Consider the following 12437-nt stretch of genomic DNA (forward strand, 5'->3'; position numbering starts at 1 on the left):
GTGGTATTTCCGCAGCAGGCGAGGTTATTTTCTACTCTTGTCCCCTCAGAACCAGCGAATAAAAAACCTGCTATTTGAATTTTTTTGCGCTTTCCTAAGAAGAAATTGCGTAGTGCGCCGCATTTTTAAACAAAAATTCAATAAACTAAATATTTTTTGATGCGGATCAAGACACATTTCCTTTGTTTAGTGTTAATGTTAATAAATCTCATTATCAACTTCATGTGCGTTACTCATATTATGCGAACTTGGCACAAACTCTTTCTGCTTTGCTGCTGTTGGTGGCTATCAGCCTCATTAGCCTGGGCTGCGACGGATTACCCGCAGTTGGTTAATGATATCCAATCCCGTCTCGATAAAACGTCTCAGTTGTACCAACAACAGAACAATGATGAAGCCCGTACTACGGTGCAGATGGCGTACTTTGAAGTTTTCGAAAACCTCGAAGGCCCGATTCGTATCAATATCTCTGCCCAGAAGAGTTACCAGATGGAAGCCGCTTTTGGCGAAATCCGGCGCATGATTGGGGAGGGCAAACCGCAAGCGGAAGTTGATAATAAAATTAATTGGCTTAAAAGTGAACTCACTGCGGTACTGCCTATACTGACCGATGGGCATAAACTTAATGCAGAACAGCAACATGCAGCCTATGAAAACAGTGAAATTGCACTGTACTGGCAGCAGAGTTTCAAAATCATTGATGACTTACTGGCACAAGCCATAAGCGAATATCAAGAAGGGAAGTTCGCCGCGGCCAGTGAAAGCGTGCAACAGGCTCATTATCAGGGTTTTAAAAACTCTGAAATGGAAATGTCAGTGCGGGGCAATCGTTCCGCACAAGCAGCGGCGGCAATTAACCAACAATTTACCGCATTAATCGATCTCACCCGCAAGCCAGACCAAATAACGGAAGTTGCCTATCGTGTCACCGGTTTACTGCAAACTATCGAAGACACCCTGCCAGGCTTACCCACAACGCGTGAACAGCAACCAGTCACCGCAGATCAAGCCAACGTTGGGCAATCTTCGGCATCGGCTGCTAATTCTGACGGACAAGCTAATGCCGATTGGGCTGCGGTTTCCAGTAAGATAAATCAGGCCATCAGCGATGCTATCAGTCAGTACCAAAAGGGGCAGACTACACCGGCAATGATGGCTGTACAGGATACCTACTTTGATTTGTTCGAAGCCAGTGGCATGGAGAATAAAGTTGGTTCACGTGATGCTGCATTTAAATCGACGTTAGAGGGGCATTTCACTCGTTTAGTCAGTCTGATGAAAGCCGGTCAGCCAGTCGAACAGTTACAAGCCGAAGCAGTTGCGTTGCAAAAGGATTTGGCCAGTGCTGTAGAGATGCTGGGTGGGGGGGATGAAACCAACTGGAGTCTGTTCATCTACAGCCTGCTGATTATTGTGCGTGAAGGGCTGGAAGCTTTACTGATTGTTGCCGCGATAGTGGCTTATCTGGTGAAAAACAACCATCAGGATAAATTACCGCTCATTCGCCAATCCGTCGTAGTGGCCTTAATCGCCAGCGTGCTAACCGCTTTCGTCTTCCAGTGGTTATTTGCTAATTCAGGGCAAAGTCGTGAGTTATTAGAAGGTTTCACCATGATGATTGCCGTGGTGATGCTGTTCTCAATGAGTTACTGGTTATTGTCGAAGACTGAAGCACGGCAATGGAAAGCTTATCTCGAAGGGAAATTTTCTAAGTCACTCAGTAGTGGATCGATGGTCGGGTTATGGCTGACAAGCTTCCTGGCGGTGTATCGCGAAGGTGCTGAAACTGTACTGTTCTATCTGGCCCTGATGGGCGATGCCAGTACCACTAGCGGCCACTTGTCGATTCTGGCAGGTTTTGGCGTTGGCTGTGTATTCTTGCTGGCAGCTTATCTGGTTATGCGCTTTACCGTAGTCAAATTGCCACTCAAACCCTTCTTTATGTTTACCGGTGGCTTTATGTACCTAATGGCGTTTGTATTTGCCGGTAAGAGTGTTCTTGAACTAATTGAAGGTAAATTGTTTGAGCCGACATTGCTATCGGGCGTACCTGAAATCAGTTGGTTGGGGATCTATCCATATCTGGAAACATTGATTCCTCAAGGGATATTACTGATTGCTGCGCTGGTTGCTCTTTGGGTAATGCAACGGCGTGGTCGTACTGTCTCAGCGTAATGGTCCGGCATGATGCCGGTGTGAATAACGACAATGTAATTATCATTTGATACCAGAGGGTGTGCTACATGACCATGAAGAAAACGATTATTGCCAGCAGCATTATCGCCAGCATTTTTGCAGCGCCTGCTGCTTTCGCCTTTAAAGAGTATCCGGCTGGCGAGCCTATCAAGATCAACGATATGGAAATTGCTGCAGTTTACTTGCAGCCAATCGATATGGAACCGCGTGGCATGGGTTTGCCTGCCGCGAAAGCTGACATTCATCTGGAGGCGGATATCCATGCCACCGAAGGCAATAAGAATGGATTTGGTGCCGGTGAATGGATGCCGTACCTGACTATCGCTTATACCTTGGTGAATACGGATACTGGTACCAAACAAGAAGGCACATTCATGCCGATGGTTGCCAGTGACGGTCCACACTACGGTGCCAATATTAAAATGATGGGCGTAGGTAACTATAAAGTTACTTACCATATCAGTGAGCCATCTAAAGCCGGGTTACATCGCCATACTGATAGCGAAACGGGTGTCGGCCGCTGGTGGAAACCGTTTGATGTGAGTTATGACTTTAAATATACCGGTTTGAATTGATAACAATGGCCGCGATGACTAAAACAGTTATCGCGGCTTTTTCTTAATGCTGGATGGTCAGCGCGTTTTTATCCGCGCGATGTAAAAGCTGATCAGTGATAACTGGCAGGTGTTGTGATTATCTTGCCCAAGGTGTGTGCTAATGAGTTATTTTTTTGTTTCCGTGCTACAAGCCTTTTTACCGGTAGCGTTGTTATTGGGGTTAAGTTGGGCATTCAGGCCAGCTCCTGCATTGAACCGGGTGGTATGGATAACGATACTCATGGCTATCGTGGGTATTTGGGCCGGTACCCATTACCCAAAATCGCAGCAATTGCAGTTAGTTCTGGCGGGGGGGCAACTTCTCGCACTGCTGTTATTCTTGTTAAGTCAATTTACGCTCCGCCAGTCGTTAGGTTATGTCTGGCAAGCCCTGTTGGTATTGGGCGCAGCATTCAATTGGGGTAATAATCCGAATCTCGGAGCCTTTACCAATACCCATGTCATCAACACTGATTTACTGCTCAATTTGGCGGCTATTATCGTGGCATTTGGCTGGGTGATTTTCAGTGCCGTATTATTGCTGATGATGGTCAGGCAATTGCCTCGTTGCCGTTGGCCACTATTGATACTGATAACGGTATTACTGATTTTGCCACTCAGTGGCGACGGCATTCTGTTATTGATGAAGTTACAGGTTGTGCCACTGACCAAATCACTACTCAGTTATGTCGCTTTAGTTACCAATGGGCATGCCTGGTTGAGTTACATTTGTGCGCTGCTTCTGGCATTTACGACGCTGTGTTACTTGATACCGTTATGTAATTCCCGCCGGATCGTCGGTGAAAATTCAGACCCGATCGCTCACCGTAAAGCATTAGCTGATTACCGTAATGTACGCCGAATCTTTATTTTTTCCTTGCTGGCATGGGTAATAGTCGCAGGTGCTCAACTCTACTGGGATAAAGTCGCTTCTCAACCGCCCCAGTTGTCCGAGGCCTTACCCGTGACACTCTCGGCTGATGGTTTAGTCCGTATTCCAGTAGAGCAGGTACGCGATGGTAAGTTGCATCGTTTTGTCTGGGTCGCCGATGATGGTAAAGCAGTACGTTTCTTTATTATTAACCGTTATCCCGATCGTCTGCGCCTGAGTGTGGTTTTCGATGCCTGCTTGTTGTGTGGTGATCAAGGGTATGTCATGGAAGGCAATCAGGTCATTTGTGTTGCCTGCGCCGTGCATATTTTCATTCCGTCGATCGGTAAAGCAGGGGGCTGTAACCCGATACCGTTGGAGGGGTGGAAAAGTGACGATAAAGAGTTAGTCATTCCCAAAGCCTCTTTGGAGGCGGGTGTCAATTACTTCACCACGGTAGTAACGCTTGATGTAATTGATCCGGTTGATAAAACTCACCTCACCAATCAAAAGGCCGAATATAAGTACAGTTATGGCGAGAAGACCTATTTCTTCTCATCTGAGGCGAATTACAACCGTTTCCGTGAACACCCGGAGCAGTTTGTGACGCCGGTTGCCAGTAGTGAAGACAGTGACACGCAGGAGAATCCATAATTATGTTATGGCGCATGCTCAAGCAGTCTTGGTTCAGGAATGTCCGGCGTAAATCCCTGGCGGTATTTACGGTCTTCCTTGCTGCCGGACTCATCTCGTCATTGTTGGCGGTATCGATAGATATTGGCGATAAAATGTCACGTGAGTTGAAGTCTTATGGTGCCAATATTTTGATTGAACCTGCTGGGCAGGTGGCACTGCCTTCATTGTTCGGCGAGCAGAGTAACCCACTTACCGGGCAGGATTTCCTCGATCAAGCTGAGTTACCCAATATCAAAGATATTTTTTGGCGTAACAATATTGTCGGTTTTGCGCCATTACTGAGCGGCGAAACTGATGTTAAGGGTCAAATTATTCCGCTGCTGGGGACCTATTTTAATCAGCCGGTTGATGTACCCGATGAAGAGGACTATCACACCGGTCAGCAAATTATCAGCCCGTATTGGCAGGTTAGTGGTAACTGGCCGCAGGAGCCAGTTAAAGCCGATGCGACAACGGCTGAGGCATTGTTAGGTAAACAACTGGCACAGCAAACTGGTTGGAAAGTCGGTGATGAGTTGCACCTCAACGGTGCTTCTGGCCCACTAACGGTGAAGATAAGTGGGGTGCTGAGTAGTGGTGGTGAAGAAGAGAGCCGCCTGGTGTTACCCCTAAGCGCAGTGCAATCACTCCTCGGCTTGCCAGGAAAAATCCAGGCAGTGCGGGTCTCAGCATTGACTGTGCCAGAAAATGAGTTGTCGCGTAAAGCGCGCGAAAACCTTGAAGCCCTCAATGCCGAAGAATACGACCTGTGGTATTGCACCGCCTATGTTTCTTCAATTGCACACCAATTGGAAGAGGCTATTTCTGGCTCCGTGGTGCGGCCAATTTGGCAAGTTGCTGCATCTGAAGGGGTGGTGATTGAAAAAATACAACTGCTGTTGGCGGTGGTTACACTGGCGGCGTTGATTGCTGCGGCAATGGGGATTGCATCGCTGATGACCAGCACGATTATGGAACGCGCTAAAGAGATTGGTTTGATGAAAGCATTGGGGGCGCGTCAGTGGCAAATTTTGATGCTGTTTTATCTTGAAGCAGCAATCAGTGGCTTGATTGGTGGTCTGGCAGGCTGTTTGGCTGGCTGGGGCTTGGCAAAAACCATTGGCCTGATGTTGTTTGGCGCTCCGCTCAGTTTTGCCTGGATGGTGGTGCCCTGTGTGCTGGTGATATCCGTGTTGATTGCCGTCATAGGTACCTGGTTCCCTGCCCGGCGTATTGCCAGTCTCTATCCGGTGGAGGTGCTTTATGGCCGTTAATCATCGGGCAATTCAGCATAAAGTCAGTAATAGTATGTTCTGGCGATTGGTATTACGTGCACTGCGCCTGCGGATGCAACGGGTCAGTGTGGTATTTGCCGCACTCACTGTTGGTGCAGCGATTGTCACCGCAATGTCAGCAGTTTATTTCGATATTAATGCCAAGATGAGTCAGGAGTTACGAACCTTTGGTGCCAATTTCTATATCGGCCCAGGGCATGGTAACTCTTTTGAACAACAGCGATTTCAGCCAATTATAGATGCGGCACCAAAAGGGCTTATCAATGCTTCCAGCCCCTATATTTATGGTATGGCCCGCACCGAATTGGAAAAAGTGGTGCTGATGGGGGTATGGTTTGAATCCCTACAACAGCTCGTTCCCTACTGGCAAGTCACCGGCAACTGGATCGGCGTCAGTTTTGATGATCGCAATGCCATGATTGGTGTCAAACTTGCCGAACGCTTGCACGTCAAAGTAGGCGATACCATTACATTGGTGAATGGAGCGACTCGCCAGCGTCTTCAGGTCAAAGGTATTGTTGAAGCGGGTGACGCCACGGATAACATGTTAATCGTCAATCTTGAACTGGCGCAAAAATGGCTCAATCAACCGGGGCATATCAGCAATGCGCTCCTTAGCGTCAGTAATGATGTGGGGCAGGTTGAAACATTTGCCAGCCGCCTGCGTGAGCAATATCCCGATCTTGAAATTCGGCCAATCCGTAAGGTCTCGGCTTCTGAAGGGCAGGTGCTTGATAAAATAAAAGGGCTGATGGGGCTGGTCTCGGTGGTGATCCTCATTTTGTCATCACTGTGCGTTAACACCACCTTAATGGCGATAGTGGGTGAGCGTTCAAAAGAGTTCGCCTTGCAAAAAGCATTGGGTGCCAGTGGTGCCGATATTATTCGTCAGATGCTGACTGAAACACTGATCATATCGCTGGCTGCCGCAGTCTGCGGTGCTTTGCTTGGCTATGTGTTGGCGCAAGTATTGGGCCAGACGGTGTTCAGTGCGGCAATCGCTTTGCGAGCACCAGTACTGCCATTGACCCTGATATTGTCATTGTTAGTCGCCGCCGTGGCGGCCATTGTTCCCACCCGTCGGGCTATTCATATCGAACCCGCTAAAGTCCTGAAAGGAGAGTAGCAAATGACATCGCCATTAACACGGGTGAAACCTGAATACACCGCGGATGCCGTCATTGAAACCCGACATTTATATAAGCGTTTTGGTCAAGTTACAGCGCTGGAAGACATTAATATTCGCATTAATCGTGGTGAGTTTGTCGCGATTATGGGGGCGTCCGGCTCAGGTAAAACAACATTAATGAATATCCTGACCTGTCTGGATACCGTTAGCGAAGGGCAGGTGTTACTTGACGGTATTGATGCCGCAGGCTTAGACGAAGAAGGCCGCCGGCAGTTTCGGGCTGACAAGATAGGGCTGGTTTTTCAACAATTTCACCTGATTCCTTATCTGACTGCGTTAGAGAACATTATGTTAGCGCAGCATTATCACAGTGTGGTTGATGAAGACGCCGCGCGGCAGGTTTTAGAACAGGTCGGGATGACACCACGTATGGGGCATCTGCCTAGCCAACTCTCTGGTGGTGAGCAACAGCGAGTGTGTATTGCACGTGCGCTTGTTAATCAGCCTCCTATCATTTTTGCTGATGAACCGACCGGTAATCTTGATGAAGAGAATGAACAGCGGGTGCTGGATCTGCTAAACCATATTCATCGTCAGGGTAGAACCATTGTCATGGTTACCCACAATCCAGATTTAGGGTGTGTTGCTGATCGGATAATCCGGCTCCAGCACGGTAAATATCTTAATGAAGAGAGCCGTCATCATGTGGCGTAATCGGTTAAAAGTTATCGGCATGTGTGGTGTGTTATTGCTACTTAGCGCGTGCAAACAAGAAGAGTTGGTGGTGGGTGAAGCGGCCCCACAATTGGCAGCTTATGACCTAAAAGGCAAGCCGGTGGCACTTGATCAATGGAAAGGTAAGCAGGTGTACCTCAATTTCTGGTCAGCTAGCTGTGGCGGTTGTCTGGCTGAAATGGCGGCACTGGATAAACTGAGTCAGGAATATCGGGATGATATCGTGGTTGTGGCGATTAACACCGATCCTGAACAGGTGGATATCAATCCGGTGTTGGCACAGCGGAATATTAGTTATCCGGTTATTCGTGATCAATTAGGTATCACACAAGAACGCTACCAGGTTATTGGCACCCCGACTTCTTTTCTGATTGACCGCAGTGGTAAAGTGACGCAATTGCATCAGGGCGCGCGTAATGAGCAGGCGCTGGTTACGTTGTTCCAACAATGGGCGGCGGGTGCATAATGAAAGCAGTGCTGTTGTTAACCGTGGGTGTCCTGCTGCTCAGTGTCACGGCTCAGGCAGCCACTGACGGTGAGCATATTTATAAACAAACCTGTTCAAGTTGCCATGGGCGTTCGGCTGATCGCAAAGGCTTGGATAAAGCACCGCCACTGATATCGTTATCGCGTGATGAAATTGTTGATGGTCTAACTGCTCGCCGCGATGGCAAGATTGTTGGCCGGGGCAATAAGGCTAAAGCACATCTGACGGATGACGACATTCAAAAACTGGCCGACCATATCGAAAACTTAAAAACGATTAAACGCACAATGCCTTGATGCAATATTATCTTTTATTTCAATTTGTTGACTGATTTAAATAAACCAAATCTCGTGCCGAATTTGTTTGTTCCGACGGCTTCATTTGATAATGTTAATGCTGTATTATATGTTGCATATTAAATGCATCTTTAAGTTATCTGAGGAATGTCAGTATGGAAAATACATCAGCACTGCTGTGTTATAAAGAGTTACCTGTCTGGAATAGTACCGCTGTACCGGCGATGTTCCGGGAAAAACACAATACCAAGGCAGGCACTTGGGCCAAACTGACCATTCTAAACGGGGAGATGGATTTTCTGATCCTCGATGAAGCGGGGAATACTTTGGCGAGGCATAGCTTCTCTTGTGAGCAGCAGCCGCCCTTTATAGAACCCCAAGTCTGGCACCGTATTGCCGCTTGTTCAGATGACCTGCAATGCCAACTCAGTTTCTATTGCACGGCAGAAGATTTTTATCATAAAAAATACAATTTAACCCCGACGCACTCTGAAGTCATTGAAGCCGTTAAAATGGTTAAACCGGGTAAAGCATTAGATTTAGGCTGTGGTTCTGGTCGTAATTCTTTGTATTTGAATTTATTGGGTTTTGATGTCACGGCGGTAGACAAAAATAGCGATAGTATCCATAATTTACAGCAGATTATAGTACAGGAAAATCTGCAAAATATTACCGCCAGCACTTACAATATTAATGAAGCCAGTGTGGACAACCGCTATGATTTTATTCTATCGACTGTGGTCCTGATGTTCCTACAACCGGAAAGAATTCCCTCTATTATTAATAATATGCAGGAGTGTACCTTGTCCGGTGGTTATAATTTGATTATCTCTGCCATGTCTACGGATGACTTCCCTTGTACTGTGCCGTTCTCCTTTACATTAAAGTCGGGTGAGTTAAGCCATTACTATAAAGATTGGGATATTATTAAGTACAATGAAGATGTTGGGCAATTACATAAGACCGACGCCGAAGGTAATCGGATAAAACTGCGCTTTGCGACATTATTGGCGAAAAAACGGTAATTGCACCGCAGGTACCCAACCTGCGACTTAGTTGGGTTTAATACAGCATATTAAATCGCGGGTAATTTAACCGCCGCGGGGGGTAAGTTGGGTTCTTTACGCAAACAACCGACAATATAATCAATAAATACGCGCAGCTTGGGGGGTAAATAGCGGGTTGGCGGGTAGAGTAACCATAAGCCACCGCTGTACGAACTGATAAAGCGCCATTCTGGTAATACCGGTACTATCAGTCCCTGTTGCAATGCTGTTCTGGCCGTAAAATAAGGTAGGCTGCCGATACCTATATGCTGCAAGACAGCATCTAGCCTGACACCGGAATGGTTAGCTGCGTAGCGGCCCCGTACCGCGACAGTTACCGCTTTGCTACCTTGACGGAATTTCCAGCGGGCGTCTCCCGGCGTCTCTCCGAGATAAATACAGCTATGGTGCACTAAATCATGCGGATGCAGGGGAACCTCATGGGTGGCGAGATATTCGGGTGTGGCGCACAACAAATGTTCGATAGCCATCAATTGCCGGCCAATCATTCCAGCAGGGGGTTGGTCAGTAATACGAATTGCCAAATCGATATTTTCATCAATTAAATCAACGTAGCGGTCATCTAAGATCAGTTGTACATCTATTTTACTGTGGCGGCGCAAGAATTCAGGGATATGCGGGTGAACGACAAAACGGCCAACTGCTTTTGGTACACTGATACGAATAAGCCCTTCCGGTTCCAGATTGTACTGGCCACTGACTTCCATCACTGAATTGGCTGCACTAAGCATCGCATGACAGCGTTTAAAAACCTCTTCGCCACTTTCGCTCAATCGCAATTTACGCGTAGTTCGTTGCAATAAGCGCGTAGCCAGCGCTTTTTCGAGTCGGCTGACGCTACGGCTGATTGCTGAAGGTGAAACGCCTAACTGGCGTGCAACTGCCGAGAAACTACCGGTTTCTACCACTTTAACGAAAATAGCCATTTCGCTTAGCAGAGCCAGAGGCGTATTTGTGCTCACAGCGCAACAGTCCTTTGAGGTTATGACGGATTATCACAATAGACTGGCATTAATATAATCATAATGGAAATGATAAAAGGATAATGATTGTGACTACTCGTCTATTTTTTGATAACGATACGCTGGCTACGGATGTAAATGTCCTGAGTTGTACTCCTGATGGTGAGCGATTTGCTTTAATATTGCAGGCTACTATTTTCCATCCGCAAGGCGGTGGGCAACCTTGCGATACCGGTACGATTGGCGGCAGCCCGGTATTACATGTGGTGGTGGTGCAACATCAATTAGTTCATTATGTGGCGCTGCCCGTTGCATTAGGGATACAACCTGCGTGTATCGACAGTGACCGGCGTTTTCTGAATGCACGCATGCATTCCGCTGGGCATATCATTGGCAATATTGGCGAAAGTTATGGCTGGTTGCCAATAAAGGCACATCACTGGCCGGGTGAGGGCCGAGTCTCATTTAAACCGACTGAAAATCCGCATCCAATTGATATTAATATTGTTCAGATAGCTTTAGAGCAGTTTATTCATCAGGATTTAGCCCGACAGACGTTGATCCAGGGTGATTTTCGCGAAATCGGATTTGGTGAATTGCCCGCGTATGCCTGTGGCGGTACCCATGTTAGTTCGCTGCGCGATGTTGGAAAGGTTATTGTTCAGTCCATTTCGGAGAAAAAAGGAGTGATGTCGGTGAATTACACGATTGATTAGTCGGTAACAAATTGTCTTAGCTCTGCACCTGCAACTTCAATGACTTTAGGTATATTATTCAGATCACAGATAAAATAAGCCTTGAAGGAAAGTTTGGTGAATAAAGAAAAGATTGCGCATTTAGACGCGGTAAGTCGCAAAGCCCGTACGGTAATGGAGCGAGAAGGGCTTGATGCTCTGGTGGTCACCGTTTGTGATAATTTCTACTATCTCACTGGGTTCGCCAGCTTCTTTATGTATACCTTCCGCCATACCGGTGCGGCGGTGGCGATTATGTTCCGTGATGCAGCAATTCCTTCGCAAATCATCATGAATGAGTTTGAGGCAGCCAGTGCCCACTTTGATATGCCGAATATGGTGCTAAAAACCTTTCCGGTGTGGGTCGATGTCGATGACCCACGCAATCCCCTTAATCATCAGACCAAGCGTGAGCGGCCGATTGGCCCGCCAGTTGAAGCTGTTTTTAGTTTAGTCAAAGCAGCGCTTGAGGACGCCGGGGTGCTGGGTAAGACCATTGCCATTGAATTACATGCCATGTCTAACGGGGGAAAAGGTGTTCTGGACAAAGTAGCGCCAGGGCTGAAATTGGTTGATTCAACGCCATTATTTAATGAAATCAGGATGATCAAAAGCCCGTGGGAGATTGAACATCTGCGTAAAAGTGCTGAGATAACCGAGTTTGGTATTGCCCGTGCAGCGAAAGAAATTCGCGTCGGTTGTACTGCGGCACAATTGACGGCGGCATTCAAAGCCGCAGTAATGACGTTTCCGGAAACGAACTTCTCCCGTTTCAATCTTATTTCGGTTGGTGATAACTTCTCGCCTAAAATGCTGGCGGATGACACCCCAGCTAAGCCGGGAGACTTAATTAAGTTTGACTGCGGTGTTGATGTTGCAGGTTATGGGGCCGATCTGGCGCGAACTTTTGTTCTGGGGGAGCCGGACCCACTAGCAAAGCAAATATATGACACCATTAGAATCGGTCATGAACATATGCTCTCAAGGGTGGCACCGGGGGTTAAATTAAAAGATGTTTTTGATTCCACCATGGACGTCATTAAAAAATCGGGCTTGCCACATTATAATCGTGGTCATCTAGGGCACGGTGATGGTGTATTTTTGGGATTAGAAGAAGCACCTTTCATCAGTACATTAGCGACTGAAACGTTCCAGCCTGGGATGGTGTTAAGCCTTGAAACACCCTATTACGGTATTGGGGTCGGTTCGATTATGTTAGAGGATATGATTCTCATTACTGATAATGGTTATGAGTTTTTAACTAAACTCGATCGCGGCTTACAACGTTGTGACTAATCTGCGCTGAACATCTCACTTTATGTGAATTAAATTCATCTTGGAAAATAGACTCTAGCCATTTTAGCTGAGCCTATTTTTCTTAGGTCAAAATCGTA

12 protein-coding genes are annotated in these 12437 nt (G+C 47.1%); 11 read left to right on the plus strand and 1 reads right to left on the minus strand.

Annotated elements, in window-relative coordinates; all coding sequences use genetic code 11:
* Positions 1-240: 240 nt before the first annotated feature.
* From V2A85_RS17645 to tehB, 9 genes are all read left to right on the plus strand, one after another.
* A complete protein-coding gene (locus V2A85_RS17645; protein ID WP_420071979.1) occupies positions 241-2175 on the plus strand; it encodes an FTR1 family iron permease in 1935 nt (644 codons plus the stop codon).
* A 68-nt stretch (positions 2176-2243) separates the two neighbouring features.
* Complete coding sequence (locus V2A85_RS17650) at positions 2244-2771, plus strand: iron transporter (RefSeq protein ID WP_083159075.1); 528 nt, start codon at positions 2244-2246, stop codon at positions 2769-2771.
* A gap of 142 nt (positions 2772-2913) precedes the next feature.
* A complete protein-coding gene (locus V2A85_RS17655) occupies positions 2914-4317 on the plus strand; it encodes a Fe-S-containing protein (protein ID WP_420071980.1) in 1404 nt (467 codons plus the stop codon).
* A 2-nt stretch (positions 4318-4319) separates the two neighbouring features.
* Positions 4320-5612 carry an ABC transporter permease gene (locus tag V2A85_RS17660; protein ID WP_083159073.1) on the plus strand — a complete coding sequence of 431 codons (1293 nt, stop codon included), beginning with the start codon at positions 4320-4322 and terminating at the stop codon, positions 5610-5612.
* A gap of 34 nt (positions 5613-5646) precedes the next feature.
* Positions 5647-6759 carry an FtsX-like permease family protein gene (locus V2A85_RS17665; protein WP_193784820.1) on the plus strand — a complete coding sequence of 371 codons (1113 nt, stop codon included), beginning with the start codon at positions 5647-5649 and terminating at the stop codon, positions 6757-6759.
* A gap of 3 nt (positions 6760-6762) precedes the next feature.
* The gene (locus V2A85_RS17670; RefSeq protein WP_083159071.1) at positions 6763-7476 is read left to right on the plus strand and encodes an ABC transporter ATP-binding protein; all 714 of its coding nucleotides are present in this window, start codon (positions 6763-6765) and stop codon (positions 7474-7476) included.
* 19 nt (positions 7477-7495) lie between these two features.
* On the plus strand, positions 7496-7963 hold the full coding sequence (locus V2A85_RS17675; protein WP_193784819.1) for a TlpA family protein disulfide reductase: 468 nt from the start codon (positions 7496-7498) through the stop codon (positions 7961-7963).
* Entirely contained in the window at positions 7963-8280 is a 318-nt protein-coding gene (locus tag V2A85_RS17680; RefSeq protein ID WP_372558844.1) for a c-type cytochrome, read from the plus strand. Before V2A85_RS17675 ends, V2A85_RS17680 begins: the two co-directional genes overlap by 1 nt.
* Positions 8281-8435: 155 nt before the next feature.
* Positions 8436-9305, plus strand: a complete 870-nt coding sequence (gene tehB / locus V2A85_RS17685) for an SAM-dependent methyltransferase TehB (RefSeq protein WP_372558845.1) — start codon at positions 8436-8438, stop codon at positions 9303-9305.
* A gap of 50 nt (positions 9306-9355) precedes the next feature.
* Here tehB and V2A85_RS17690 read toward each other — a convergent pair whose 3' ends face one another.
* Complete coding sequence (locus tag V2A85_RS17690) at positions 9356-10309, minus strand: LysR substrate-binding domain-containing protein (RefSeq protein ID WP_420071981.1); 954 nt, start codon at positions 10307-10309, stop codon at positions 9356-9358.
* A gap of 89 nt (positions 10310-10398) precedes the next feature.
* Here V2A85_RS17690 and V2A85_RS17695 point away from each other — a divergent pair, with 89 nt between their 5' ends.
* Together V2A85_RS17695 and V2A85_RS17700 are read left to right on the plus strand one after the other, a co-directional pair.
* Positions 10399-11025, plus strand: a complete 627-nt coding sequence (locus tag V2A85_RS17695) for an alanyl-tRNA editing protein (protein ID WP_420071982.1) — start codon at positions 10399-10401, stop codon at positions 11023-11025.
* Between the two features lie 96 nt (positions 11026-11121).
* Complete coding sequence (locus V2A85_RS17700; protein ID WP_372558848.1) at positions 11122-12339, plus strand: M24 family metallopeptidase; 1218 nt, start codon at positions 11122-11124, stop codon at positions 12337-12339.
* Positions 12340-12437: the final 98 nt, after the last annotated feature.

Source organism: Yersinia sp. 1252 StPb PI, from assembly GCF_048593885.1.
Classification (GTDB): Bacteria; Pseudomonadota; Gammaproteobacteria; order Enterobacterales; family Enterobacteriaceae; genus Yersinia; species Yersinia enterocolitica_E.

Bases quoted from the DNA above. Each gene is read 5' to 3' on its own strand.
- V2A85_RS17645 (WP_420071979.1), top strand. From the start codon at position 241: ATGCGAACTTGGCACAAACTCTTTCTGCTTTGCTGCTGTTGGTGGCTA.
- V2A85_RS17650 (WP_083159075.1), top strand. From the start codon at position 2,244: ATGACCATGAAGAAAACGATTATTGCCAGCAGCATTATCGCCAGCATT.
- V2A85_RS17655 (WP_420071980.1), top strand. From the start codon at position 2,914: ATGAGTTATTTTTTTGTTTCCGTGCTACAAGCCTTTTTACCGGTAGCG.
- V2A85_RS17660 (WP_083159073.1), top strand. From the start codon at position 4,320: ATGTTATGGCGCATGCTCAAGCAGTCTTGGTTCAGGAATGTCCGGCGT.
- V2A85_RS17665 (WP_193784820.1), top strand. From the start codon at position 5,647: ATGTTCTGGCGATTGGTATTACGTGCACTGCGCCTGCGGATGCAACGG.
- V2A85_RS17670 (WP_083159071.1), top strand. From the start codon at position 6,763: ATGACATCGCCATTAACACGGGTGAAACCTGAATACACCGCGGATGCC.
- V2A85_RS17675 (WP_193784819.1), top strand. From the start codon at position 7,496: ATGTGTGGTGTGTTATTGCTACTTAGCGCGTGCAAACAAGAAGAGTTG.
- V2A85_RS17680 (WP_372558844.1), top strand. From the start codon at position 7,963: ATGAAAGCAGTGCTGTTGTTAACCGTGGGTGTCCTGCTGCTCAGTGTC.
- tehB (WP_372558845.1), top strand. From the start codon at position 8,436: ATGGAAAATACATCAGCACTGCTGTGTTATAAAGAGTTACCTGTCTGG.